Here is a 25,674-nt window from a genome sequence, read left to right as displayed (position 1 = left end):
GGCTAATTAAATTAATCTACAGAAAATCATCATTATCAAAATTACTTTAATGAACTACAAAGCTGCTTTTATTTTATTTATTGCCGCTATTGTGATGTTTGGGTGCTCAAGACAAGATTCAGAATTAAACGAGGCATACATTAGCGGAAAGGTAACCGTTAACGAAAATCTGGACAGCTCTGTAAACTACAGCGGAATTCAACTATTGGTCTCTTTTCAAACAAGTGATGGTGAAGCACGCGACACTCTGTTCCATGCAGTAACAGATGCGGAAGGTAACTTTACAGGAACTGCTCGGTTCGAAAATCGGGATCTCTATCCGGTTATTGTTTCAAGAAATCAAAACACTTTTGGAATCTTAAACGTAGTTTTCGCTGACGGTGACTCAATCTCAATTAATGCTGAACTTCCGAATGTAGATCAAACTGCTGAAATCTCTTCAAAAGAGAATGATGTGTTTCAGATCTATGAAAGAGTAGAAAGAAATTTCAATCGTGTAGCACAGTATATCAATGCCGGAGCAATTTCTGAAGATAGTGTTCTGGTTGAACTGCGAAATTGGAGTGATCTTTACTGGGACGTTTATAATGAACATGAAAATACATTTGCAGCAGAATTAGCCGGTAACATGTCGATTACTCTTTTGAGTGGATGGAATGATTCATTGATGGTTGAAAGGGCAGAATCATTGATTGGTACTCAAAGTAGACTGCGATCTAACGGGCGCTCTGTACTTGTTGATTATTACGCCGAAACCGAAGGCTTGGACAGGGCCGTTTCATTTCTGAATAGAATTGAAAATCTGTCAACCGAAAGGAACGACATTATGACTACTCAAATGGACAAAATTGAATTGCTCTACGACAGCTCCAGAACTACTGAAGCTTCCGAACAACTGAATCAGTTTCAGGAGAAGTTTCAAGATGTGCCGATGGCCCTGGAGTGGGCAGAAAATATCAGTTATGACATAGAATTTTTAGCGCCCGGTTCTCCTTTCCCAGACTTTTCATTTGTAACAATTACGGGTGACTCCGTGTCAACAAATAGTTTAGAGGGCGTTCCATACATCATTGAAATAACAAGATTTGACAATCCGCTTTATCAACGTCAATATGATCGTACGGTTGCTATCTATCAAATTTATAACAATTTTGGTTTAGATATCATCACGGTCCCGGTAGCTACAAACCCTGTCATGGTTGAAGCGTTTTTTGAAGAACGGGACATGCTTTGGAAATTGGTTAAGCCAGACTCATTTAATGCTGAGGAACTGATCGAGAGATTTAACATCACAAGGGTTCCAACCCGATTTTTGGTAAATTCAGATGGACAAATTATTCGACGGTATATTGGCGAAGAGTATCAAGAAGTAGTGCGAGGACTTCAGAATATTACATCAAGCAACTAATTTACGATTATGAGAAAATTACTTATTGCAGGTAACTGGAAAATGAATGCAGGACCAACCGAGGCTAAAGTTTTAGCCGACGAAATGGCTGAAATGTGGAAGAGCAAAGATTTTAACAATGAGGCTTTGATTTGCCCTCCTTATGTTTCCTTGCCTTTTGTCGTCAAAAGTTTTAGAGATTCATTTTTTAAAACCGGTGCACAAAACGTGTATACAGAAGATAATGGTGCTTTTACAGGTGAAATAAGCACATCTATGCTGAAAGAACTGACTTGCGATTACGTCATTATAGGTCATTCAGAACGACGTGAATATTTTCAGGAGTCGGATGAGTTTATTGCAAGTAAGGTCGTTAAATCGCTGAACGAATCTATCCGTCCCATTTTGTGCGTAGGTGAGAAGCTTGAAGAGCGTAAAGCCAATGACCAAAAAACGGTAGTAGGTACACAACTTAAAGCAGTATTAAGTCAAGTCGATGAAAAACATGCGGAAGATTTTGTTGTTGCTTACGAACCGGTATGGGCAATAGGAACAGGGGAGACCGCATCGCCGGAACAAGCACAGGAGATGCATGCATTTATCCGGTCCCTCATAGCTGAAAACTGGAGCCCTGATGCCGCTGATAAAGTTCGAATTCTTTACGGAGGCAGCATGAAACCGGCTAACGCCGAAGAACTACTCTCCCAAAAGGATGTTGATGGTGGTTTGATTGGAGGGGCAAGTTTGAAAGCAGGCAGTTTTAGTGAAATCATGGCGATTGCCGAGCAAACAACTAAGTAATGGATACCAACTATAACGTTCTTCTTATCGGCAGTGGCGGACGTGAACACGCCATTGCATGGAAACTGAGTAAATCTCCAAATCTTGGCACGCTTTATATAGCTCCGGGTAACCCCGGAACAGCCGAGTTAGGCCTGAATATCAAATTGATGACAGACCATTTTGCTACTGTTGCTGATTTTTGCAAAGATCACTCCATTGATTTAGTTGTAGTAGGACCCGAAGCACCTTTGGTAAATGGAATCGTCGATTATCTTGAAAAACAAGGGTTTGCGGTATTTGGGCCAAAAAAATCAGCTGCAATGCTCGAGGGAAGCAAACAGTTTGCCAAGGAATTTATGGTTAAATATAAAGTTCCTACTGCCGATTATGCTGTTTTCTCTTCAGATGAATTTGATGACGCTTTAAAGTTTGTTCAATCTAAAGATAGCTACCCGATTGTTTTAAAAGCAGATGGGCTTGCAGCCGGAAAAGGGGTATTTATCTGTGATTCGGAAGAAGAGGTTGAAAAGCGATTGGATACACTTAAAAACGACGAAAAGTTGCAGGAAGCAGCCAATAAACTCGTTGTAGAAGAATTTATGGAAGGTGAAGAAGCTTCCGTATTTGTTATTGCTGACGGACACACATCACACATTCTTCATAATGCTCAAGATCATAAACGAATCGGTGAAGGAGATACAGGATTGAATACAGGTGGAATGGGTGCATATTCTCCTGCACCTGTTTTAACCGATGAAATGCTTGATCTTGTAAAACATGAAATAATCGAGCGTACCATTACAGGTATGCAGCTGGAGGAGGCCGCATATCATGGAATTCTTTATGTAGGTCTGATGATTACCAAAGACGGCCCTAAAGTTGTAGAGTATAACTGTCGTTTTGGAGATCCGGAGTGTCAGGCTATCCTTCCATCGCTTGAAAACGATCTGTTGACACTGATGATCGCTACTACAGAACAACGGCTTGATGAAATTTCCATACAGCTGGATAAAGACTATCGTTGCTGTATTGTTCTAGCAAGTGACGGTTATCCGGGATCATATCCGAAAGGTAAGGTAATTACGGGAATAAACTCTTTGGATGATGATTCTATTGTTTTTCAAGCCGGTACAAAAAATGATGGAGATGATCTGGTCACCTCGGGCGGACGTGTATTGAGTGTAGTGGGAAAAGGAAATACTCTAAAAAAAGCAATCGATCACGCGTATAAAAATGTTCGGAATATTGATTTCGAAGGTTGCTATTATCGTAATGATATCGGCCACAAAGGTCTGAAACGAACGTCCTGATTAATTTCTCAGTCCTGGAACTACTAAGTTTTGATGATACAAATCATTACCCTATTGTCGTATAATTTATTTATCCTGATCAGGCATTATTTCTGTTAGAAGACTATTATACAACCCTGAAATCTCATTCAAACTATCTGATGAGTCAAGCTCTTCGACAACTCATTTTTGACTCTTCGATTCCGTTTGCTGAAAGAGCAGTTAGGGTATTTAATTTTCAGAAATCCTTCAATTCAGTCTATTCAACATTCGCGGAAGTTTTAGGTATCGCAGGAAATATTACTTCTGATTTTCCAATCCATTATATTCCATTAATACCAATTCGCGTATTCAAGGAAGCCGAAATAAAAAGCTTTGACGTTACTGCAGATCTTATTTTTAAAAGCAGCGGAACCGGAAACATGTCTCAAAGTCGGCATTTTGTAAAAGAGAGTTCTGTATATATAAAATCAATAGAGAAAGAGTTCTATCGTTACTTTCCAAAAGAGAACACGTCTATACTTTGCTATACACCCGGATATGCAGAAAATCCTCACTCATCGCTCATTTGGATGTTAAACCATCTTGTAAATCAGGATCCCTCCGGGTTGAGTCGATTTATTCCACTTCAACAGCCATTAAAAAAAGAATCAATAAAAGATCTTTTAGATTCTAAACGAAACATAGTCCTTTTTGGAGCAGCTTTTGGTCTTTTAGATTTAATTGAGAAAGAATCCGATCCTCTGCCAGCATCTGCTCAAATCGTTGAAACAGGAGGGATGAAGACCCATCGCAGGGAGATCTCAAAAACAGAATTGCGAAATATACTTTCTGATGGATTTCAAATTCTCCAACATCAAATTCATTCAGAATATGGTATGTGTGAACTGTTAAGCCAATGTTATGCCATAGGTGGGGAATGGTTTGAGCCTCCAAACTGGGTTAATATCTCTGTGCGCAAAGCAGAAGACCCAACTAAAATATGTAAACCTCATGAGCCTGGTAAGCTGGGAATCATAGATCTGGCAAATCTATATTCATGTCCGTTCATATTAACAGACGACATTGGAATAATGGATGACTCCGGACGTTTTAAAGTTTTGGGACGATGGAAAAAAGCTGAAATGAGAGGATGTAACTTTCTAATTGATAGAGACTAAATGCTGTTTGAGACACAGGAACATATAAAAAATATTTCTGGTGCCATCGAGGCCTGGCTGCAGCCGGATAATCTCTCTCTGAAAAAAGCTATCGACCAAACAGTAGAAGAAAAGCTTTTTGGGTTGGAAGATATAAAGTATCAGATACGTCATCTGAAACATTCACTTAGTGAAGAAAACCTGATGAAGTGGGCAGAAATGACGAATCTGGGCATAACCAGATTAAAGGATATAAACGTAATGTGTCTGCACGCCGGAAATTTACCTTTAGTTGGCCTGCAGGATTTATTGGCAGTTGTTCTTACGGGTGCAAATTATATGGGAAAATTGTCCAGGAAAGATCCCTATCTGCTTCCAACTTTGATTGAAAAGCTGGATGATCACAATATAAGCGGCGACAGGCATTATTCAACAGATCTAACTTATTTTTCAAATAAAAAAGCGGACGCAGTTCTCTTCGCCGGTTCTGAAGGTTCAGTAGAATCTGTAATTTCAAATCTCAATAATTTAAACATTGCAGACTTTGAAACTCCCAGGTTGATGAGAACTGCCTATTTTTCCATTGCTTTTTTACATGATCACAAAAAAGAAACGATGGAGGATCTGACTGAAGCAGTCTTCAGATATGCCGGTACGGGATGTAGATCAGTTGCTATCGTCGTTGCACCATTTAAATTGAAAAGTCAAAAATGTCATTTTACAGATTACGTTGAAGCATTCTGGCTGAAAAATCCTCAGCACGAAAAACCGGATCAATCACTTTTTTATCGTTTTGCAACCAACAAAGCATTGGAGATTGACCAAGCTTGGTTAAATAACTTTCTGATTGAAGAGAGACTCTCAAAACCGACCGATAAATTTGTTCTGCAGTGGGTTCAGGGAGATGAGGATACTTTAAATGATATCGTTTTTGAGTTTAGGAGCGGACTCCAAACTGTCTACGCTACATCAGAATCTCAAATGGAAGAGTTGAAAAAAGAGTTGGAGACAGAAACAGATCTACTATCTAAAGCACAAACCCCTGATATATGGTGGAAACCTGATGGTGTAGATACTATAACATGGCTTCAGAAAGAACTGAGTTAATGGAATTTGAATCTATTATTTAGATCTGTTTTTCATACCTTTATTACTCATTCAATCGATTTTATAACTCAAAATCAGAGTTAACTTTTGGCGAAAAAAAGCAGTATAGATCTATTTAAAGAGGCCTTTCGCGAAATAAAAGGCCAAAATGATATTAAGCCCGTCTACTATCTTCATGGTGAGGAAGATTTCTTCAAAGACATGCTCCAAGAAGAGATTGCTAAATTTGTCCCCGACGAGCAAAAGGATTTTAACTTTGATTTAATTTACGGGTCGGAATCAGATCCATCGAAAGTGCTCAGTATTGCCCGCAGCTATCCTATGATGGCCGAACGCAGAGTAGTTATAGTTAGGGACTTTATAAAGCTGGGTGAAAAAGCCGAAGAAGGATCACTGAATGACTTCATCTCTTACATTAAACAGCCAAATCCAACCTGTGTCTTATGCCTGATAGACTCAAAATTTCCTGATAAACGAACAGGCCTCGGCAAGGAACTTAATAACAACGATAAAGTATCAGAGTATAAGTTTGAAGAAGTACCGGACTACCAGTTACCCGATTGGATTTCCGATTGGACGAAAAATATTCACAAGAGAGCAATTAATCCTGCAGCTGCTCAGCTGTTGGCACAAATGGTCGGCCCGGATTTAAAACTACTGTCCACTGAACTGGAAAAAGTGTGTACTTTTGTGGACACAGGAGAGCGCGTTGAAATTGATCATATAAAAAAAATTTCCGGCTCATATCGCGATTATAACGTCATAGAGCTTAAAAAAGCGGTAGTAAACAGAAATTTACATCAAGCTCTCGGCATATCGGAACAGATGTTGCAACATAATAATCACAGCGTTGGTGAAGTAATTAAAACGTTGGGGTTCTTTTACATTGTGTTTTGCAATATCTGGCGAATATGCAGGCTAACTGAAAAAGGTCTTACTAAAGATCAGGTTCAGGCCGAATTGGGAATTAGAAGTAACTATATTTTTAATGCCCAGTGGCGGGAAGCCTCAAATTTCAGACTGGCAGAAATGCCACGGATATTTGAAGCCTTGCTCGATGCAGATCGGGCTGCAAAAGGCTTCGGCACATTAGATACCTCATCAATATTTCTCCTTCTGCTTAAGCGCATCATCGGCTAAATGTATTTGCCCGGTGTTGCGGTAAACAAGCAACTAAAAAGGGCAATACTATGAAAGCTTCTAAAGTATCCGATTTAAGACAAATGTCAGACGAAGATGTAATGGAACAACTGCAGTCAGGCGTAGTTGAGGCGTTCGACATCATCGTTCAAAGATATAAGGACAGACTTCATAACTTTTTGTATCGCTACACACACAATCATGAAGACTGCGAAGATTTAGTGCAGGAGACCTTTTTGCGAGTTTACCGCAGCCGTATGTCATATGAGAGAATTGCTAAACTCTCAACCTGGATGTACACTATTGCTTTAAACCTTGCAAAAAGCATGTATAAGAAGAAACAGCGAATGAGTCTGGTATCCATCCACGCTGATGAATCAGATCCTGATGATTTTGAAATGCAGATTACAGACACGGTCATTCTCCAGGACGATGAACTTCACCTTAAATTAAGTGTTCAGGAGCTTGAAAGAGCTCTTCAGGAATTGAATGAAGACTTTCGGGAAGCTGTGATCCTAAGAGATATTCAACAGTTGACGTACGAAGAAATAGCGGAAATTACGGACACAGCAATGGGTACTGTAAAATCCAGAATTAATCGCGGACGCCAACAACTACAGGAAATCATTGGCAGTTACGTGAAGTCGGAAACAATTTAAGCTAACAGGAGTATGAATTTCTGAACGCCAAATAGAAATTCATACTCCTTATGCTTACTAAGCCTGAAAAAAGCACACTACTTACCGAGTTTATACTAGATTACAGTGAAAACAAACTGACGGATTCAGAATTATCTGCGTTTAAAGAGTTGATGAACAGCTCGAAAGTGGTTTGTAAAGCAGCTGTAAACGGTAAAAATATACGAAGAGCTATGTCATCGTTGCCGAAACGTAAAGCCGGCAAACGATTTGATCAAAAAATGGCTGCGAAATTTGCAATGGAACTTGAAAGAGAGACTGCAGAAAATAATGCCAACAAAGTAGCGGATAGAAGTATTTTTGCTATCTAGCTAGTCTAAGAAACCTGATATCTTTTTTTTGAGCTCCAACATCTCTTCATGACCGGGATCTGTATTTAATCCTTTTTGTATATACTCCAGTGCTTCTGCATTTGCTTTAGCCTGATGTAATATCCACGCTATATTGTGATACGCATCAGTAAACGTCTCATCTCTTTTTATAGCTTCCTCATAACACTTAGCAGCTTCAATATGCTGGTTTTGTCTTAGAAAAAAATTACCCAGGTTAAAATGCGATAGCGCATCTTCTCCATTAATTCGGGTCAGATAATGAAACAGTTCATGAGCCTTATCAGACTGGCCAACAGCTTCGTAGCAGTCCGCCAGGTTATTTAGGGAAGGGATATGGTTAGGATTTTGGTCCAATGCTCTGAGATAAGTATCAATAGCAAAGTCATGTTGATCATTTTCGTTGAAAGCGTTACCCAAATTGAAAAGAAAAGCAACGTTATTCGGAGCCAGATCAACAGCTTTTTGCAGATACTTTACGGATTCTGAAAATTCCCCAAGAAGATAGTGACCAACACCCAAATCATGAATCAAATTAGCACTTTTTGGTTTTTTCTTTAATTCTTGTTGAATAATTGAAATCTGTTCTCTGATCTCAGCTTCGTTTTTCAAAATTGATATCCTATTTGAAGTTCTGCCTGAAATGAATTCTCTGTTCCTGTAGATAATATTACTTTAATTGGCCCAACAATGGTCAAGCCTCCTAAAGATAATGAAGCTCCGTAAGTAATATCATTTTCATTAAGGTTTAAATTCCATTGATCTAAAAATCGTCCTGCATATAAGTCAATATTGATAAATCTATGGTAAAATGGTTCTGCCTGGATACCCAAGGATGCCATTTGAATGTGCGGGGTGGAAATTTCATATCTGTCAATGCCTCCAAATCGAAGGTAGCCAATATCTTGATAGTAGCTATTGGGAGTGTACCAATACCCCCATGGTAATTCATTACCATAAGAATAGCCTGCCAATAGAGAATTCGTTAGTGAAAATTTACTCGTTAGCTCATAGAATCCGTTCCAATAAAACTTGGCCGAAGAAAATTGAATTGGGCTAAGGACTAAGGGATCACTGTAAAAAAAATGAGCCAATACCTTATGTCCGCTTGATGGATACGACTTTCTATTCAGAAAATCATATCTGTATTTGGCAAAGAAAGCGTGATATCCCTCATTTACCGGTTCTACTTGTTGGGGATTAATTTCATTTCTGTGGTAATTAAAATCTTTTCTTATGCCCAGTGCAAATAGATGCTGAGTACTAAAATAGTTGCCAACAGAGACTTCACCCCGAATCACATGATTTTCAAACCTGGATACTCTTTCTTCATTCACAAACCAATCCACATTCTCTGTTTGATACTGAAATGAAGTTAGTGCAGCAAACCTGGAACCCAGAGCACCATAATAGATGTAATCAGCACCGAACATCAGTTGATCACCCAATCGAGATTCCACCTTGTTGATGGATCCTTCATGAAACAGGTTTTGAAACGAGGCTTCAAACAGGATAGAAGCCTGGGTTTGTGATTCATACCTCAAACCAATTTTAAAATCATTACTCTGGCTCTCCTTAATGTTGATGTGCAAATTATAATAATAGAGTGTATCCGGTTTGATACGATAAGTAACTTGTTCGATATATTGAGAGCTATATAGTCGGCTGATTTTTTCATCAATCATTTCAGGTCCCAATTTTGCGCCAGTTTCAAACTGTAATTTTCTTTTTATGAAATCATCATCAAACAGGTTGTTCCCTTCTATAATTACATCCTGAATAGGGAGTGGAGAAGGAGCGTCCATTGGTTTTCTTGGTTTATACTGCCTGCTTTGTCTTTCGGCAATATTTTTAAATTCTTCTGAATATTTTTCACCTGCTTCCAAACCAATTTCCAGAAATTCTTCCATTAAATCGAAAGACGCGATAGAATATTTATCAATTTCAGGCATCGTGATTACTAAATCAGCTCCTTTTTTTTCTTGCTCCACCCGTTCATTTATTCTGTATTGAACAGACTGATTCATAATCTCTGTCAATGTATTTAAACTGTCACTTGGAGCGAGAGGAGTGGTAACATCAACAGCAATGATAAAGTCTGCCCCCATTTTTTTTGCATCCTGAACAGGCAGATTACGAGCAAGTCCCCCATCTACATAGTATTTTCCGTCGATTTCATGTGGTGCTATAGCCGATGGAATAGAAATACTTGCGCGAATGGCGTCAGGCAAATACCCGGAGCGAAAAACAACAGCTTCACCGGTTTCAATATCCGTTGCAATTGTGGCATAAGGAATGGGGAAGTTATCAAAATCTTCGGTTCCGTGTGCTGACCAAACCAACCGGGAGAGATACGAATAAATATTTTGACCGGTAATAATACCCTGAGGTAAAGACAAGCCACTCTCGCTTATCGGAACGGTTAAGATGGTTCGTTCATCGAATCCTTTTTCATAATTGGATGTATATCTGCGATTTGGAGTCTCTGTAAAAAGCTCCATAAAATTGCTTGTCCGGCTTAATTCAATAAGTTGATCGGCAGAATATCCGATTGCATAAAGTCCGCCAATCAAACTGCCCATACTAGTTCCGGTGATGTAATCTATTTGAACACCGGCCTCTTCAAGTGCCTTTAGGATCCCGATATGGGCAACACCTCTCGCGCCACCTCCACTTAATACTACACCCACTTTTAGAGAATCGGACTGCAGGGTTTCTAAAGATGAATTCTGACTCTCTGATTGGGCCTGATAGGGGAGTACGAAATAAAGTAGCAAGGCGAGTAAACAAATTATTTTCTGTTGCATAACTATTAAACCTGAAAATGATCTCTTGTTTTCATTCAGGTACTACGAATAAAATTCTTTTATGTTTTGAAAGCTTGTATGATAGCTCGTTCCAGGTTTTCCGGGGTGATAGGTTTAGATATAAATGCTTCATGTTTTGTTTCTAAAGCTCGATTCTTAGTAAGGTCATCGGTATTACCGGTTATATAGATAACCTTTACATCCGATTTCTTTCGAATCTCTTTCATGGCATCAATTCCATCAAGTTCGTCTCCAAGTTTGATGTCCATAATAATCAGATCAACTCCCCTTAGCTTCAGAGCTGAATCAACAGCAGCAGCGCCCTCAGACACCGTTGCAAGTACCGTATGTCCAAGCTTATTGATAAATCGCTCCATTATAACCTGCTGTACACCATCATCTTCGACCAGAAGAATTTTTTTGTTATCCTTTTCCAAAGCTATAAATAATTTAAGTTCTAGTTATCAGGAGCAATTTAAAAAAATCTTACTCTAGTTTAAGGGATAAATATATCTGAATTTTATCTATTCTAAACACTTAAAATGTAAAACCTTCTGAAGATAAAATTGTTTTTACTTTTTCTGTGTGTGATCCCTGTATTACAATTGTTTTACCATCTACGTGACCACCTGCACCACAGCTACTCTTTAACTTTTTAGCCAACTTTTCAATATGCTGTGGATTATGTTTAACTCCTGAGATTACTGTAATTGGGTTACCGGTTTTTGGATTTCTTTCTTCTTTTATATCAATTTTCACTTTGAGACCTCAATTTGTCTATTCTGAGTATATGTAACTGCGAATGCTCCCAGCCAAGCGGCAGGGACGTAAATGATTAAGGAAAGTAACCAAAACCAAAGCGGGTAATCAACCGATAAAAGATTGTAGAGATCCAGCCCCATAAGTACAAAGCCAACCCAGCCGGCTGATTGAACGGTTACAGTAGGGTGTGTAAGTCTGGCAACAGCACCTCCAAAAAAACTACCTGTAAGATTACTGAACAATATTCCCATTAAAAAAACAGGATTATTCATAATAAAATCAGCATAAACTGATGCATTAAACTCCGTAATTGAATCTTCAACAGGATACAATGTAATGTTAATAAACTGCATGATATGTATGATTAAGATAGATGAGATAATCCCTAAACCAATTGCAGCAATTTTCCAGATCTGTTTTTTTATCGGAATGTTTAAATCCAAAACGTGTTTATGGTTAAAGAACAGTAAAGAACTGTTTAAGTGAAAAAAATAATTAGTTACCTTTAAGGAAGATAAGGAATTATAAAATTTAAGGAGATAGATTTGCAGACAGTCAAAATGGATATTTTGGGTCTTTCCACCAGTCCAAGCAGTGGTGGTGCCTACGCTTTGATTTTATCAGAAACTGAAGGCAACAGAAGGCTGCCAATTATCATTGGTACTTTTGAAGCACAAGCTATAGCATTGGAGTTGGAGAGTATCAAACCACCCAGGCCCATGACCCACGACCTGCTTAAGAGTATCGTTGAGAACTTCAACTCTAAAGTGGAAAAAGTAGTAATTAACGAACTAAATGAAGGTACCTTTTTTGCTCAAATCCACTGTATAGGTACTGAAAACGATGATTTTCATATCGATGCACGTCCAAGCGATGCAATTGCTCTAGCAATCCGTTTTGGTGCTACTATATTTGTGAATACTACCGTTTTGGATGAAGCCGGTATTGAAACAGATACAACCTCTGTCGAATCAACATCTAAAGGGAAGGGAAAAAGTAAAAAGGGAGAGCCGGAACCCGGAAGAACAGAAATGACAAAAATGGAGGAATTGGAAAATGAACTTCAAACAGCTATAGAAACAGAAAACTATGAGAAAGCTGCCAAAATCAGAGACAAAATTCAAAAACTAAAAGGGTGAAGTGAAAATAAAATCCCAATCTTTTTCTGATCTGCCATTTTCAAAACTTTTTAAGGATTATATAAATCAGAAAAGTGAGTTAACTGATTTTTTTGAAATCTCACCGTTCAAAGTTGAACATCTCAAACTTGAAGCTGAAAATATCTCTTTCCCGTCTGATCGAATAAAAGTGTCTGATGCTCTCAAAGAGTTTAATACACAGTTTGAACCGTCAGAAGCCACGCTTTTAAATATTGAAAAGTTACGTGACCCGTCAACCTTGGCCGTAGTTACAGGTCAGCAGATGGTTTTATATGGAGGTCCGGTTTACACCGTTCTAAAAACTCTGACTACAATTCAGCTCGCAAAAAAATATGAAAAGAAGTTAGGTAGACCTGTAGTACCCGTATTTTGGCTGGCGGACGAAGATCATGATGTAGAAGAGATATCGCAATTTAATCTGATAAAGAGAGAAGAGATAATTGGATGCAGTGTTTCATTCGATGAGCCGGGGAAAAGAGTAGGTGAGTATTCTCTAAAAGAAGTACATCAGCAACTAAGATCTTGTGTAAAAAAAGGCCTGATTGATACAGATTTCAGTAAAGAATTATGGGAAATTCTTGATAGCAGCTACAACGAAAAACACTCTGTTGTAAAGGCTTTTGGCCTCTTGATGCGAAAACTATTTGGAAAACATGGGCTGATACTTGCAGGAAGCAATGACGAAACATTAAAATCACTTTCTAAAAGCGTTCTTACAAAAAGTGTTTCCAAAGCAGATGACATAGCAGATCGTTTGAAAGAGAATACCAATAATTTGGAAAATCTCGGTTATGATGGACAAGTACATCTCAACAGCAGTAATCTCTTTTATATCTCAGATAGTGGCCAACGATTGAAAGTACAATATGATGGTGAAATATGGTTTATCGATAACAGTGACACTCGCTGGAGCTCGAATGAACTAATCCAAGACATAAATGAGAATCCAAATCGTTTTTCACCAAATGTATTTTTAAGACCCATTCTGCAGGACAGAATACTGCCAACTTTAAGTTATGTAGCCGGCCCGGGAGAAATTGCTTATTACGCTCAAATGAGTGGCGTTTATGATTATTTTGAACAGTCTATGCCCCAAATTGTACCAAGATTCAGTGGTACACTTATTGAAAGCAGCGTAGAAAGAATCATAGAAAAGCTTCCATTTGGTCTGCATGACTACAATAAGCGCATTGAAGATTTAGAGTCAGAGTACATTGAACAAACCGACCAGCCTGATCTTGAAAAAATTTTTGGGGACTGGAAACAACGCATCGAAAGTATTACTGAAGAAAAGAAGAGCGTTATCGAAGAAATTGACCCCACTTTAAAAAATACAGCCGGAAAGGCAGGTTCAACCTATTTTTCAGAACTCGATAAATTAAAGGGAAAACTTTATAAGTCTATAAAGCAGAAGGAGAAGACTCAATTGGAAAGAATTTTAAAAATACAATCCAATTTATTTCCCAACGGTAACCTTCAGGAAAGGGAAATTGCATTTATCTACTATTTAAATAAGTATGGAACAGAAATTTTCGATGATATACTGAATTCACTTGAAAATCAGGAACCGGATACACACAAGCTTATTTATTTATGATTTCAGGTGAAATAAGAGAGCAAAAGAAAAGTTTAAGGAAATTTTATCAGCAGCGGAGAATGCAAATACCCAAACCCCAGCTTGTCTCATTAAACACGGCAATATTCGATAAAGCAGTATCCCTTAAAGAATTTAAAGAAGCTGACGCAATTCACATTTACGCTTCAATGAGTGAGCGTAATGAAGTGGATACATTCTCTATCATGGAATATGCATTAAGAAACAAGAAAAGGGTGATTGTTCCGATAATGATGGAGGCCGGTAAATTGAAACATTGCGAAATTGATTCAACCAGTTCACTCAAAAAGAACAGCTGGGGAGTTCCTGAACCTGTTGATCAAAAACTACTTGACCAAATAAATCCTGATGTCATCTTCGTACCAATGTTAGCCGGAGATCTTCAAAAGAATCGGCTTGGATACGGCAAAGGATACTATGATCGTTTTTTGGCATCAACTAATTCTGTTAAAGCAGGACTCCTATTTGAAAAGCAGCTATCTGACGAACCTATTCCGGTTGATTCTTATGATGTGCCGCTAGATATGTTGATAACCGAGAAAAGAATTTTGAAGTAGAGTAGTAGTTGGTTGTAGATAAATAAAAATGAAACAAGTAGAATGGGTAATCGTAGTGTTGAAAAAACAGATATTCTAAATACTGACTTATGAGTACAAAAACTTCACCTATTGACTCTTCAATTGCTGTTTCAGACCGTGAATTGCAAAGCACGCTACAAGAGTTTCTGGAAGAGAATGAAAAGAAGCCGACTCCTAGCATATGGAATGTACGAACCATAACCGGCTTAGCTATGGTTTTTACTGCATTTGCATACATTGGCCACAGCGTTGCTACAGAAATAATAGGACTTGACTCTTTACCTTTCATCGGAGGTCTTATTCAGTTCATGCCGTACATTGGAGGTGCACTATTGGCGGTTACGCTTTTAGCAATGTTTAAGAAGTCAGGCGATAAAAAGAAAAAGGCTGAGGCTATAGAAGAGGAGCAGGTAAAAGAGACGTACGACAAACTGGATCAATTTTTATACAGCCAAAAGGAGAGAGCATACAAAAAAGGCAAGAACAAATCCTCTCAAAGTGAAATTTTCGCATACAGCAGTTCAAATAAATTGATGAAGTCTCGAACAGATTCTAAAATTTCAGGTGTATGCGGTGGATTGGCAAAATATCTTGGAATGAACTCAACTATTGTTCGAGTTCTGTTTCTTGTTGCATTATTTATGAGTTCAGGAACAGCAATTCTTGCGTATATTGCGATGGCTATTGTAATGCCTAAAGAACCCATCAGCCTGATGGATGATTTTAATTAAAACCTGATTACTTAATCGTGCTCATATCATTTGAAGGAATTGACGGATGTGGAAAGTCAACTCAAATCAAACTCCTAAAAGACTATTTCAATAAGAGTGGTGTGAAAACTTTTGTATTCAGAGAGCCGGGAGGAACAGAAATCTCGGAAAAAATCAGAAATTTGCTACTACATGAAACTGAGGATATGGATCCCACTACAGAACTACTTTTGTTTTCTGCCGCAAGATCACAACTGGTAGCAGAAGAGATTAAACCCAGATTAAAAAAAGGAGAGATTGTAATTCTGGATCGTTTTTTTGACTCCACAACGGCCTATCAGGGGTACGGACGCAAATCAGCCAAGCTTTCCCACATCGAGACTTTAAATAAGCTGGCTACTCACCATACTGAACCTGACATTACCTTCTATTTACGTATTGATCCTAAAGAGGCGGCAAAACGGACACAAACCGGAACTAAAGACAGAATGGAAAAATCAGGTGAGGATTTCTTCAGGGAAGTTTGCAAAGGCTATGATCAGCTTTCCCGGTTAAAAAGATTTGCGGTTATTGACGCAAGTGAATCGCAGGAAGAGATCCATCAAAAGATTATTTCGAGACTCGATCAAGTCTTGAATTAAATTTTAAGCTTGGGTTTAAGCCAATAGAAAAGAGAGGGGAGTACAAATAGATCTGCAAGTAAAGCTCCAAAGATTGTTGTACAGACCAGAATACCCATCATAGCAGTTGATGTAAAGGCACTTGTTATGAGCGTCCCAAATCCTGCAATCAATATTAAACTGGTTACGATAATGGCCCTTCCGGTCCGGACAGTAGTTGCCGTTAGAGATGGAAGCATGGCCTTACTTTTCAGGTACTCGATCCGGAATCTGGCCAGGTAGTGAATGGAGTCATCTACAGCAATACCCAAAGCAATAGTAAATATTACTGCTGTTGAAGGTTTAATATCCACACCCGCAAAACCCATTACGCCCCCCACAATTATTAAAGGAATAAGATTTGGCACCAACGCGATCAAAGCCATCTTAAAACTTTTAAATAACATAGCCATAATGAATGTAATGGCAAAAATAGCAAGCATAATACTCCAAGCCAATGAATAAACAATCTTATCGGTAAGATCAGCACTAAGTATTGTAGTACCTGTTACGGTAACCTCTTCATCTGGAAAGAGTTTCTCCATTTCACTCCTGAATTCATCCCGAATTTCATTTATACGTTTAGATCCTGCATCTTCTGTCTGTGCAGTAATACGAAGCTTTCTGTAGTCAAAATCTACCAAATTGTAGAGTTCATCAGCCTCATTAATCTCCATCAAAAGTGTATATTGGGCAATCGCCTGATCACTTTCGGGTAAAGGGTAATCCAAATCTTCACTTCTTTTCCCATCTGATAACGCTCGGTGAACTTCTGCCATGAGTGTGTGAAAACCAACCACCCGGTGTATCTCAGGATATTCAAGCAGTTTTTGCTCAAATTGTGAAACTCGTTGTAGTAAATCGGCAGAAAGAGCACCATCAGGTTCTTCAGTATTAATAAGAAATTCCATGGGGAATTGTGGAGCTATCTGATCAGAAAAAAACCGGCTGTCCTGCATTAATTCAGTATCATCGCCCACATCGTCAAATACTTTTCCGTTTACTTCAATTTTGGTGAAACCAATTGAAAATATAATGGTTACGGAGAGACCGAAAATTACAACCTTCCTGTAGTTGAGCCTGTTTAATCCTGCTAATTTGTTGAGCCATTTTTGTAGTAGTGGATAAAAGGACCCTGATTTTTCATCAAAAATTCGTTTACTCTTTAAGCGAGATAGTATAACCGGTAAAAAGAATATTGTTACCAAGTAAGCAATCAAAACTCCCACAGCTGTGTAGATACCAAATCTCCGCATAGGCATTACTGTGCTGGTAAACAGAGTAGCAAAGCCAATAGCGGTCGTCAGACTTGTAAGAAATGTTGCGCTGCCAAGAGTTTTCAGCATTTCAATGATAGAGTTATGCTTTGAAAAACCAGACTCCCTGGCATCATCATATTTTGATATCATATGAATGGCATCTGCCACTCCCACACAGAGGAGAATAGGAGCTATGGTACTACTCATAATCTCCAGATAACCACCGGTAAGCTGAATAATAGCGACCGTTAAAAGAAGGGTAGACCAAACAATAACCATTGGAAATAACACTCCCCAAATAGTTCGATAGATGTACCAAAGAAGTAGAATAATGAGAATAGAGGAGATTGCAATGTACATTACAATTTCCCCGTTTAACAGATTTACGTACTGATTTCTAAAGTAGGGTATCCCTGAAATATGAAATTCATAGTCAGACCTGTACTCGTCCAACACTCCATTAATTGAATCGATGATATAGTTTCTGTTGAAGAATGTATTCTCTTCTTCATTTATTGTAAGAACGATAGCTGTCGCATTTCCAGAACTATTTATTAATGCACCATTTAGAAAAGGATCAAGCGTGATGTTCTCTTTTATATTTGAGAGCTGTTCATTAGAGATATTCTCAAGCTCAAAATAGGGATCGAAAGTTAGCTGTCCATTTTCACTTTTGATTTCTTGAGTGTCCAGGATGGACAAGACTTCAGCCAGAAAATCAATCTCTTCTAACTGGCCGGTTATGGATTGCAGATCCAGCAATACTTTTTCAGTAAAAAGTGAATCGGTTTTAAATCCAATAATGATGCTATTGTCATCTCTGCCAAATTCCTCTTCAAGCTTTTCATAATCAGCAATTACGGGATCTTCATCCGGATAAAAGCCCTCAAGATTAAAGTCCGTTCGAATATTTGAAGCCGGAAAAATGGATACAAATAGTAAGATCGTCAGACCAAACAGAACAGATTTTGGGTGAGCGAGTATAAATTCTCCGAATTGCTTCAAAAGGTCTAAATATTACTTGAGATGAATGAGTTTTATTGACTGTCTGTGAAACCGAATTTAACTGTCGTAAATTCCTTAAATTTTAGAAATAGACAGATATTTTTGAGAAGATGAAACTGTTCTCTCTGAACTGATTAAAGGTAAAGTGTCCATAGAATGGAGTGATAGGCTCGCCTCCAAATAGATTGGTACCAAGTGAAATTTCAAAACCGTCATCTATTTCATAAGTGCCCTGAACTTGTATCCAGAAATCTTCTGCATAGAAGTTGTAACGGCTTAAGGTGGAAATCTGTAATCTATTTCTCAAAAATGACCGATTTGTTAGCAGTGTGACATAGGGGAAGAGTTGTTGCGGTAAAATTCTGTCTTCGTAGTTAAAAATAGTTTCCAAGTAAAATTGCAGACTTATTAATGTATTCCATTGTTCAGTTTCAATTCCTGCCATCGAGTGCAACCATGGCTTTTTAAGTAAATATCCGTCATCTCGCACCTCAAATTCCTGAAGAACCTGTAGTGCTGTTGGAAGATCTTCAAGAGCTTGTTCCAGCCGGTTGACAGACACTGGTAAGAAAGTAAATAGCCGTTCATAAACAAAAAGTTGCTCAGTCTGAATTTTCCAGTTGTCACCAATAATCCATTCCAATGAAACACCTCCCATTGGTGAGGCATGATAAGATTCAAACAGATCTACAGAAGGCGGATCGGGAAAATTAAAAGGGTTTATGTTTAAGGCATAGGCCGGCATAGGATGTGCCCAATACATCAACATAACATCTAAATCCAGCGATGATGGAGAACGCACGCTAAATCGCGATGCAAACTGCATATCCGATACCTTAAAACCGTATTCTTGTGTTAAGTAGTTAAATGGAATAGGTGAAGGTATTTCCTGAACGGGGAACCATCTGGAACCCGGTGATGGTAATCTGTCCGGCTCAAAAACCGGATTAAAAATTAACTGAAGTGAGTTGGAACCGAAATATTGTTGATAATTGACAGCGGTTAAACCCAGTCGTAAATCTGCAGGATCCTGAGTTAAAAACTCTCGCAAATCGACAGGGGACAGGATATCTGTTACAAATCCACCGGTTGCGCGTCCCCAACTTATGATCTGCCTGCCAATTCTCAAATCACTTTCATCATAAAATCTATCGAAATAGGCCTCTCTTAAAATAATTTCAGTATCAACATCCCTTTTAGCGTATTGATGCAGAAAGTCTGTTTCAACAAAGATATTTCCGGCGGATGTAGAGGTATTCAGTTGTAATCTCAATCGACTTCTACCGGCTACAAATTCATGGTCGCCTGTAGTTTGAGCGGCATTGTAGTTTTGGAGAAGTCCATTGACATTTGTTTGTGCCCGGAGAGTACCCGAAGGGATTGAGAAGAGTAAAATTGAAAATAGAAATAAGACAAGTTGAAAAATATACTTGAAACAAATGTTATTTATACAATTTATTTTTGAAATCAATTGAAGCTTAATCAAAATATGCGTAAATTTAATGCATTGTGGATGTCTTCTATATACATCACAAGAATCACCAATTCTGAATTATAACTTTTCATTTCTGAAGCTTAATCATACCTATGGCGCACGAAAGAATCGATGTAGACTTACCTTTAGCCAAAGTTTACGAACTGTTATCCAATCCCGTTCATTTTACAAATTTTCTGGACCGCATTGATAAAATAGAAAAAATAAACTCCCAGACGTTTGAATATACAACCAAGATTGGGAACGAGGAGTTTCAATGGACTACAAATATTATTGACAATCTGAGAAATACCCGATTTGCTTGGATTACGATTAATGGAAATTTGAATCAAACCGGTACAATCCGTTTCACACCACTAGATAATGGTGAAAGAACTCGGGTTGACATTTCTTTGGATTACAGAACATTTTTCGGCGAAGCTGAAGAAGATCTTGCCAATTTTATTGAAGGACTTCCTGCACAACTGAAAAATGATCTCGATAAATTTAAGGAACTTGCCGAATCAGGTACGTTTAATGACGAAACTGAAGAGGAGACTAAGGAAGTAACCGCCTAATTTGTTACTATTCTTTATTCCATTTTTTAAGAAATTGCGCCTTAACTTCTGTTGAGGCGCTTTTTTTTTGCCAATACTCAAAAGAATGACAATGATCCTTTCCTTCAACGAATTTAAGAAATCAGAATATTCCAGGAATCCGCATTTCTTGGTAATCGGGAATCCAATTGGGCATTCACTCTCGCCGCTAATGCACCAAGCCGCTTTGGATTTTCACGATATAAATGCCCAATACCATGCAGTTGATCTTGCACAAGCTGATATCACAGACTTTATTGGATGGCTTAATCGTGATGAATTTTTAGGCTGTAATATTACCATACCGTACAAAAATCAATTTATTAAAGTTGTTGACCATATAGATAGTTACTCTAGTGAAGCAGGTGTCATTAACACCATTGCCAAATCAGATCATAAACTGATAGGTCACAATACCGATATTCATGGATTTACTTCACCACTTTTACAATATATTGATCAAATTGAAGGGGGGAGGGTCATAGTTTTTGGTACAGGTGGAGCCGCAAAAGCTGTAAAAATTGGGCTTGAGGATTTGGGAGTTGAAGAAATTATTTTTGTGTCCCGCACCCCTGAAAAATCAAATCTGAATTCAGATCATATTTGGGTAGAAACGGTTTCTTACGATCAATGGCAATCATATGCTGACGAGACATCTATGTTTGTTAATACAACTCCGTTAGGAATGTCTCCGAATATAGGCCGATCTCCGATTTCAGAATTTGACGGAAAACTGCTTGGTAAAAAAATCTGCTATGATCTCATATACAACCCCATACAAACTAAATTTTTAAAGCAAGCAGATGAGTTCGGGGCCATAACAATCAATGGTCTGGATATGTTAATCATGCAGGGAAACAGATCATTTGAGATCTGGACAGGTAAAACGTTTCCATTAGATAGAATTAAAAAACTGCTAATCAATACATTAAAATAGTTATATGGAATTATTCGAACCGGATATAATTAATAATGAATCTCGTGTCAATGCTCTCTTTACGGGTACAAATAAAAAAATCATAAATCCCGGAAGTTCTATACCCGGCCTAAATTTAGGATACAATACGGAAGCGGAACCGGCAGAAGTTGATCAAAATTTTAAGTTACTATTCGATGAAATTGGATGGAACAGGAATCAATTAGCTATAGCTAATCAAGTTCATGGTTCAAACATCATACAAGTGACAAAGCCAGGCACATATGATAATACAGATGGCTTTGTAACAGATATGGTAGAATTATCGCTCGGTATTCAAGTGGCCGACTGTACGGCTGTTTTGGCAGGTGATGCAAAAAATGGTGTTATTGGAGCTTTTCATGCCGGTTGGAAGGGCGCAGCTAATAATATTGTACCTGAAGGTATTAACAAAATGATTCAACTGGGAGCAGATCCGGATCATATCCTTGTATACCTCAGCCCATGTATTTCATTAAATAATTTCGAAGTAGGAGAGGAAGTAGCTTCTAAATTTCCCAAACAGTTTGTAGACCGTGAATCATACAAAAAACCCCATATTGACCTAAAAGGTTTTATTGGGTGGCAACTGCTAAATACCGGTATAAAACTAGAAAACGTTGAAATATCTACTCACTGCACGGTTCAAAATTCTAACTATTATTCTTATCGAAGAGAACGGGGGAGAGCGGGCAGAATGTTAGGAATGATCAAATTGAACCAATAAAACTAATCAGACCTATTTTGCGCATCAGTTATTCTCCGGGTTATGTAGCTCAACTGCCAAAAGATCATATTTTCCCGATGAAGAAATTCTCGGGTCTGCATAATTATATAATCAATAATGGCCTGTTTAAGAGTTCTGAAATTGTTGAACCATCCATGGTAGACTTTGCAAACCTCTATACGGTTCATACTCAGAAATATGGACACGGTGTTTGGACTGGTAACTTGACCAAAAAGGAGGTACGCAGAATGGGGTTGCCGTGGTCTAAAGGTTTAGCAATACGATCCAGGCTGGCCGTTCAGGGTACAATTAATACCGGCCTGATGGCATTACAAGATGGAATAGCCGGTAATTTAGCCGGCGGCACTCATCATGCAATGCCGGATCACGGGGAAGGTTTTTGTGTTTACAACGATGTTGCTGTTGCAATCAAGGTACTTAGACAGTCAAAATGGGTCAACAATGTGTTAATTATTGACGTTGATGTGCATCAGGGGAATGGAAATGCAGCAATATTTAAAGATGAACCTAATGTTTATACGTTCTCTATACACGGTGAAAAAAACTATCCCTTTGTAAAACCCCCATCTGATTTAGATGTAGGATTACCCGACAAAACCGGGGATAAAGTGTATCTGGAGACACTATCAGGTTCACTTGATAAAGTGTTTAATGAATTTACACCTGACTTAGTGTTTTATCTCGCAGGAATTGACCCATTGGAAGAAGATCACTTTGGCAGACTTTCTCTAAGCCTGCAGGGTATGGAGGAGAGAGAACGAATGGTTATTGAAACAGTTACACAGAAAGAGATACCTTTGGCACTTTTACTTTCAGGAGGTTATGCTCCAACAATCCAAAAAACTGTTGAAGCACATGCTATTATGTATAAAGCGGCAAGGGAAATTTCGGCACCATACTTTCGTTAAAGATTCTCTATTTTTAATGATATCAATTAATAAGACCAGAATATTTGCAACAGAAAAAGATTGCGATTTTAGGATCAACAGGTTCTATTGGGACTCAAGCTGTAGAAATCATATCATCCAGGCCTGAGTATTTTAAAGCCACAACTCTGACGGCTAACAGCAGTTATGAAAAACTGGCTGAACAGGTAAATACACTGAAACCAAATACTGCGGTTCTTTGTGATAAAAGCTGTGAGAAAAATTTTCTTGATCGGTTAAAATTCAGACCACAAAATATTCTATTCGGAAAGGATGCATTAGAGCAGGTTACTTTGGAGGCAGATTACGATATCCTTCTGAACAGTTTGGTAGGATTTTCCGGATTCAATTCCACATACAAAGCGCTCAAAGCCGGTAAAAAGGTAGCCCTTGCCAATAAAGAGTCTTTGGTGGTCGGTGGAGAGCTTTTAAGCAAACTGGAAGGTTTTATAAACGGTAATCTCATTCCTGTTGACTCAGAGCACTCTGCAATGCTGCAATCACTTACAGGTGAACGAAAAAGCTCAATCCAGAAAATTATTATAACAGCCAGTGGTGGTCCTTTTAAGAATTACACTCGCGATCAATTAATGAATGTAAATGTAAAAGATGCTCTGAATCACCCCAATTGGGATATGGGATCTAAGATCACAATTGATTCTGCAACAATGATGAACAAAGGACTCGAAATTATTGAAGCTAAATGGTTTTTTGATCTCCCTATTGATCAGATTGAGCCGGTTGTACACCCACAAAGCATTATACACTCCATCGTTGAGTTTGTAGACGGTTCTTCTAAAGCACAATTAGGGCCTCCGGATATGAAGGTGCCAATCCTTTACGCTTTAACCTATCCTGATCGAATTGATTTTCCGAATAAGACGTTAAACTATTCAAAATCGCTCTTGATGGAGTTTGAACCAGTGAATTTCAATTTATTCCCGTGCATTCAATTAGCAATTGAAGCGGCAAAAGAAGAAGGCTTGGCACCCGCTATTTTGAATGCTGCAAATGAAATTGCCGTGGAGCGATTTTTGAACAGTGAAATTCGTTATATTGACATTCCGAAAATTATTGAAAATTCTTTAACCAACATTCATAATAGCAAGGATATTTGTCCTGAAACGTTATATGAAGTTGATAAAGAAACCCGTGAATACGCGAACGCATTATTACGATAGATTTTATGGATTGGTTAGTTAATTTTTCAAGTACCATACTCATATTTATAGCTGCCATATTTATTTTGGTAACTATACACGAGTTAGGTCATTTCATTGCGGCTAAGCTATTTGGTATGCGAGTCGATAAATTTTCTATTGGCTTTCCGCCTAAAATATTTGGCTTTAAAAAAGGGGATACCGAGTACGTTATAGGTGCCACTCCTCTGGGTGGATACGTGAGTATAGCCGGCATGATTGATGAGTCTATGGATACAGAGTTTGTAGATGAGGAAGTCAAACCAGATGAATTCAGAGCCAAACCTGTTTGGCAACGGATGATAGTAATCACTGCCGGTGTAATCTTAAATGTGATTTTGGCTGTGGCAATATACGCCGGTATAGCACTTCACTACGGGGAAACGGTTGTACCAATTGATTCAATGAATGGAGCCTATGTAAGCGAGAACTCTGTAGCACATCAAATAGGTATGCAAACAGGGGACAGACTCATTGGTGTAAATAACGAAGAAGTTCAGCATTTCCGACAGCTACTCAATCCTTCTGAACTCACAGGAAGAGATCTCACATTTTTAGTTGAACGAAACGGTGAAAGACTTACACTCTCAACACCACCTAATTTCCTGGATCTGGTAAGTAAAGATGGTTTTATCTCACAAGAACACTATTTACCAAGTTCAATATCAGACGTCATGGATGGTAGTCCTGCAGAAGAAGCCGGATTACAAGGTGGTGATCAAGTTGTTGCGGTTGACGGCGATTCGGTTAACTACTGGGTAGAGTTGGTTGATAAGATTCAGTCCTCTGAGACTTCTCTTAATCTAGATGTAGAAAGAGATGGAGAACGTTTTCAAGTTACATTAACACCCGACCCCGAAACCGGGCAAATTGGTGTAGGCAGACCGGATTTAGAAGACTCGTTTAGAATTGAACAGATAAACTATAATTTTGCCCAAGCCTTAGGAATGGGAGTTGAACGATCCAACGATGCACTTTTTGGTATAGTCCAGGGCATCGGAAAAATGTTTTCAGGTGATATTTCAGTCCGAGAAAATTTAGGGGGGCCGGTGGCCATTGCTAACGTCACCCGGGAAGCCACTGATCGAGGAGGCTGGCTTGGATTCTGGAATATTACAGCGTTTTTGAGTGTTACACTTGCAATTATGAATATGCTGCCCATTCCGGCCCTGGACGGTGGACACTTTATGTTTTTGCTTTATGAAGGTATTACCCGTCGCGAACCGTCACCAAAAGTACGAATGGGCCTTCAACAACTTGGTTTTATACTGCTCATCGGACTATTCATTCTCGTTACTTTTAATGACATTTTACGCACATTTGGAGGCTAATTACTGATGCTTGCTAAA

Annotated in this window: 26 protein-coding genes; 19 read left to right on the top strand and 7 right to left on the bottom strand. The window is 38.5% G+C overall.

The annotated features are described in order from the left end of the window. Nucleotides 1-49: 49 nt before the first annotated feature. The 8 genes from ACESM0_RS06010 to ACESM0_RS05975 all read left to right on the top strand — a co-directional run bounded on the left by ACESM0_RS06010 (nucleotide 50) and on the right by ACESM0_RS05975 (nucleotide 7,854). Entirely contained in the window at nucleotides 50-1,408 is a 1,359-nt protein-coding gene (locus ACESM0_RS06010; RefSeq protein WP_372904634.1) for a TlpA family protein disulfide reductase, read from the top strand. 9 nt (nucleotides 1,409-1,417) lie between these two features. Continuing rightward, the gene (gene tpiA / locus ACESM0_RS06005) at nucleotides 1,418-2,188 is read left to right on the top strand and encodes a triose-phosphate isomerase (protein WP_372904632.1); all 771 of its coding nucleotides are present in this window, start codon (nucleotides 1,418-1,420) and stop codon (nucleotides 2,186-2,188) included. Then, nucleotides 2,188-3,480 (top strand): phosphoribosylamine--glycine ligase, encoded by a 1,293-nt coding sequence (purD, locus tag ACESM0_RS06000; protein WP_372904630.1) that lies wholly within the window; start codon nucleotides 2,188-2,190, stop codon nucleotides 3,478-3,480. Before tpiA ends, purD begins: the two co-directional genes overlap by 1 nt. 140 nt (nucleotides 3,481-3,620) lie before the next feature. Then, nucleotides 3,621-4,619, top strand: coding sequence for a hypothetical protein (locus tag ACESM0_RS05995; protein WP_372904628.1), 999 nt, complete (start codon nucleotides 3,621-3,623; stop codon nucleotides 4,617-4,619). Continuing rightward, nucleotides 4,620-5,705, top strand: a complete 1,086-nt coding sequence (locus tag ACESM0_RS05990; protein WP_372904626.1) for a hypothetical protein — start codon at nucleotides 4,620-4,622, stop codon at nucleotides 5,703-5,705. Nucleotides 5,706-5,792: 87 nt separating this feature from the next. Further along, nucleotides 5,793-6,845: a DNA polymerase III subunit delta gene (holA, locus tag ACESM0_RS05985; RefSeq protein WP_372904624.1), complete on the top strand. Its 1,053-nt coding sequence runs from the start codon at nucleotides 5,793-5,795 to the stop codon at nucleotides 6,843-6,845. A 50-nt stretch (nucleotides 6,846-6,895) separates the two neighbouring features. Next, on the top strand, nucleotides 6,896-7,504 hold the full coding sequence (locus ACESM0_RS05980) for a sigma-70 family RNA polymerase sigma factor (protein WP_372904622.1): 609 nt from the start codon (nucleotides 6,896-6,898) through the stop codon (nucleotides 7,502-7,504). 50 nt (nucleotides 7,505-7,554) lie between these two features. Beyond that, on the top strand, nucleotides 7,555-7,854 hold the full coding sequence (locus tag ACESM0_RS05975) for a hypothetical protein (protein WP_372904620.1): 300 nt from the start codon (nucleotides 7,555-7,557) through the stop codon (nucleotides 7,852-7,854). Here the strand turns inward: ACESM0_RS05975 and ACESM0_RS05970 are convergent, their stop codons facing one another. From ACESM0_RS05970 to ACESM0_RS05950, 5 genes are all read right to left on the bottom strand, one after another. Then, nucleotides 7,855-8,484 carry a tetratricopeptide repeat protein gene (locus tag ACESM0_RS05970; RefSeq protein WP_372904618.1) on the bottom strand — a complete coding sequence of 210 codons (630 nt, stop codon included), beginning with the start codon at nucleotides 8,482-8,484 and terminating at the stop codon, nucleotides 7,855-7,857. After that, entirely contained in the window at nucleotides 8,481-10,649 is a 2,169-nt protein-coding gene (locus ACESM0_RS05965) for a patatin-like phospholipase family protein (protein WP_372904616.1), read from the bottom strand. The genes ACESM0_RS05970 and ACESM0_RS05965 overlap by 4 nt, the downstream gene beginning before the upstream one ends. A gap of 89 nt (nucleotides 10,650-10,738) precedes the next feature. After that, nucleotides 10,739-11,116: a response regulator gene (locus tag ACESM0_RS05960; protein ID WP_372904614.1), complete on the bottom strand. Its 378-nt coding sequence runs from the start codon at nucleotides 11,114-11,116 to the stop codon at nucleotides 10,739-10,741. A gap of 100 nt (nucleotides 11,117-11,216) precedes the next feature. Next, the gene (locus tag ACESM0_RS05955; protein ID WP_372904612.1) at nucleotides 11,217-11,438 is read right to left on the bottom strand and encodes a translation initiation factor; all 222 of its coding nucleotides are present in this window, start codon (nucleotides 11,436-11,438) and stop codon (nucleotides 11,217-11,219) included. Then, complete coding sequence (locus ACESM0_RS05950) at nucleotides 11,435-11,884, bottom strand: hypothetical protein (protein WP_372904610.1); 450 nt, start codon at nucleotides 11,882-11,884, stop codon at nucleotides 11,435-11,437. The genes ACESM0_RS05955 and ACESM0_RS05950 overlap by 4 nt, the downstream gene beginning before the upstream one ends. Before the next feature lie 102 nt (nucleotides 11,885-11,986). Here ACESM0_RS05950 and ACESM0_RS05945 point away from each other — a divergent pair, with 102 nt between their 5' ends. The 5 genes from ACESM0_RS05945 to tmk all read left to right on the top strand — a co-directional run bounded on the left by ACESM0_RS05945 (nucleotide 11,987) and on the right by tmk (nucleotide 16,145). Further along, complete coding sequence (locus ACESM0_RS05945; RefSeq protein ID WP_372904608.1) at nucleotides 11,987-12,580, top strand: bifunctional nuclease family protein; 594 nt, start codon at nucleotides 11,987-11,989, stop codon at nucleotides 12,578-12,580. A 1-nt stretch (nucleotide 12,581) separates the two neighbouring features. Then, complete coding sequence (gene bshC, locus ACESM0_RS05940) at nucleotides 12,582-14,198, top strand: bacillithiol biosynthesis cysteine-adding enzyme BshC (protein ID WP_372904606.1); 1,617 nt, start codon at nucleotides 12,582-12,584, stop codon at nucleotides 14,196-14,198. Next, the gene (locus ACESM0_RS05935; RefSeq protein WP_372904604.1) at nucleotides 14,195-14,773 is read left to right on the top strand and encodes a 5-formyltetrahydrofolate cyclo-ligase; all 579 of its coding nucleotides are present in this window, start codon (nucleotides 14,195-14,197) and stop codon (nucleotides 14,771-14,773) included. The genes bshC and ACESM0_RS05935 overlap by 4 nt, the downstream gene beginning before the upstream one ends. An 89-nt stretch (nucleotides 14,774-14,862) precedes the next feature. Next, nucleotides 14,863-15,525 carry a PspC domain-containing protein gene (locus tag ACESM0_RS05930; RefSeq protein ID WP_372904603.1) on the top strand — a complete coding sequence of 221 codons (663 nt, stop codon included), beginning with the start codon at nucleotides 14,863-14,865 and terminating at the stop codon, nucleotides 15,523-15,525. A gap of 17 nt (nucleotides 15,526-15,542) precedes the next feature. Beyond that, nucleotides 15,543-16,145 carry a dTMP kinase gene (gene tmk / locus ACESM0_RS05925; RefSeq protein WP_372904601.1) on the top strand — a complete coding sequence of 201 codons (603 nt, stop codon included), beginning with the start codon at nucleotides 15,543-15,545 and terminating at the stop codon, nucleotides 16,143-16,145. Here the strand turns inward: tmk and ACESM0_RS05920 are convergent. Further along, nucleotides 16,142-18,427, bottom strand: coding sequence for an efflux RND transporter permease subunit (locus ACESM0_RS05920; RefSeq protein WP_372904599.1), 2,286 nt, complete (start codon nucleotides 18,425-18,427; stop codon nucleotides 16,142-16,144). The genes tmk and ACESM0_RS05920 overlap by 4 nt on opposite strands. A gap of 82 nt (nucleotides 18,428-18,509) precedes the next feature. Continuing rightward, on the bottom strand, nucleotides 18,510-19,898 hold the full coding sequence (locus ACESM0_RS05915) for a DUF1302 family protein (protein ID WP_372904636.1): 1,389 nt from the start codon (nucleotides 19,896-19,898) through the stop codon (nucleotides 18,510-18,512). Between the two features lie 116 nt (nucleotides 19,899-20,014). Here ACESM0_RS05915 and ACESM0_RS05910 point away from each other — a divergent pair, with 116 nt between their 5' ends. The 6 genes from ACESM0_RS05910 to rseP all read left to right on the top strand — a co-directional run bounded on the left by ACESM0_RS05910 (nucleotide 20,015) and on the right by rseP (nucleotide 25,656). Beyond that, nucleotides 20,015-20,479 carry an SRPBCC family protein gene (locus tag ACESM0_RS05910; RefSeq protein WP_372904597.1) on the top strand — a complete coding sequence of 155 codons (465 nt, stop codon included), beginning with the start codon at nucleotides 20,015-20,017 and terminating at the stop codon, nucleotides 20,477-20,479. 85 nt (nucleotides 20,480-20,564) lie between these two features. After that, complete coding sequence (gene aroE / locus ACESM0_RS05905; RefSeq protein ID WP_372904596.1) at nucleotides 20,565-21,434, top strand: shikimate dehydrogenase; 870 nt, start codon at nucleotides 20,565-20,567, stop codon at nucleotides 21,432-21,434. Between the two features lie 4 nt (nucleotides 21,435-21,438). Continuing rightward, nucleotides 21,439-22,179 (top strand): peptidoglycan editing factor PgeF, encoded by a 741-nt coding sequence (gene pgeF, locus ACESM0_RS05900; protein ID WP_372904594.1) that lies wholly within the window; start codon nucleotides 21,439-21,441, stop codon nucleotides 22,177-22,179. Nucleotides 22,180-22,196: 17 nt separating this feature from the next. Next, the gene (locus ACESM0_RS05895; RefSeq protein ID WP_372904592.1) at nucleotides 22,197-23,108 is read left to right on the top strand and encodes a histone deacetylase; all 912 of its coding nucleotides are present in this window, start codon (nucleotides 22,197-22,199) and stop codon (nucleotides 23,106-23,108) included. Nucleotides 23,109-23,152: 44 nt separating this feature from the next. Further along, a complete protein-coding gene (gene dxr / locus ACESM0_RS05890; RefSeq protein ID WP_372904590.1) occupies nucleotides 23,153-24,307 on the top strand; it encodes a 1-deoxy-D-xylulose-5-phosphate reductoisomerase in 1,155 nt (384 codons plus the stop codon). A gap of 5 nt (nucleotides 24,308-24,312) precedes the next feature. After that, the gene (gene rseP, locus ACESM0_RS05885) at nucleotides 24,313-25,656 is read left to right on the top strand and encodes an RIP metalloprotease RseP (RefSeq protein WP_372904588.1); all 1,344 of its coding nucleotides are present in this window, start codon (nucleotides 24,313-24,315) and stop codon (nucleotides 25,654-25,656) included. The last annotated feature ends 18 nt before the right edge of the window (nucleotides 25,657-25,674 follow it).

It is taken from the genome of Rhodohalobacter sp., from assembly GCF_041686455.1.
Taxonomy (GTDB): domain Bacteria; phylum Bacteroidota; class Rhodothermia; order Balneolales; family Balneolaceae; genus Rhodohalobacter.
The sequence above is the reverse complement of the archived record's forward strand: the minus strand, read 5'-3'. Positions and strand labels throughout refer to the sequence as shown.

Bases quoted from the DNA above. Each gene is read 5' to 3' on its own strand.
- aroE (WP_372904596.1), top strand. From the start codon at position 20,565: ATGACAATGATCCTTTCCTTCAACGAATTTAAGAAATCAGAATATTCC.
- ACESM0_RS06010 (WP_372904634.1), top strand. From the start codon at position 50: ATGAACTACAAAGCTGCTTTTATTTTATTTATTGCCGCTATTGTGATG.
- ACESM0_RS05995 (WP_372904628.1), top strand. From the start codon at position 3,621: ATGAGTCAAGCTCTTCGACAACTCATTTTTGACTCTTCGATTCCGTTT.
- tpiA (WP_372904632.1), top strand. From the start codon at position 1,418: ATGAGAAAATTACTTATTGCAGGTAACTGGAAAATGAATGCAGGACCA.
- ACESM0_RS05935 (WP_372904604.1), top strand. From the start codon at position 14,195: ATGATTTCAGGTGAAATAAGAGAGCAAAAGAAAAGTTTAAGGAAATTT.
- ACESM0_RS05980 (WP_372904622.1), top strand. From the start codon at position 6,896: ATGAAAGCTTCTAAAGTATCCGATTTAAGACAAATGTCAGACGAAGAT.
- purD (WP_372904630.1), top strand. From the start codon at position 2,188: ATGGATACCAACTATAACGTTCTTCTTATCGGCAGTGGCGGACGTGAA.
- rseP (WP_372904588.1), top strand. From the start codon at position 24,313: ATGGATTGGTTAGTTAATTTTTCAAGTACCATACTCATATTTATAGCT.
- ACESM0_RS05975 (WP_372904620.1), top strand. From the start codon at position 7,555: ATGCTTACTAAGCCTGAAAAAAGCACACTACTTACCGAGTTTATACTA.
- ACESM0_RS05930 (WP_372904603.1), top strand. From the start codon at position 14,863: ATGAGTACAAAAACTTCACCTATTGACTCTTCAATTGCTGTTTCAGAC.
- ACESM0_RS05910 (WP_372904597.1), top strand. From the start codon at position 20,015: ATGGCGCACGAAAGAATCGATGTAGACTTACCTTTAGCCAAAGTTTAC.
- pgeF (WP_372904594.1), top strand. From the start codon at position 21,439: ATGGAATTATTCGAACCGGATATAATTAATAATGAATCTCGTGTCAAT.
- ACESM0_RS05990 (WP_372904626.1), top strand. From the start codon at position 4,620: ATGCTGTTTGAGACACAGGAACATATAAAAAATATTTCTGGTGCCATC.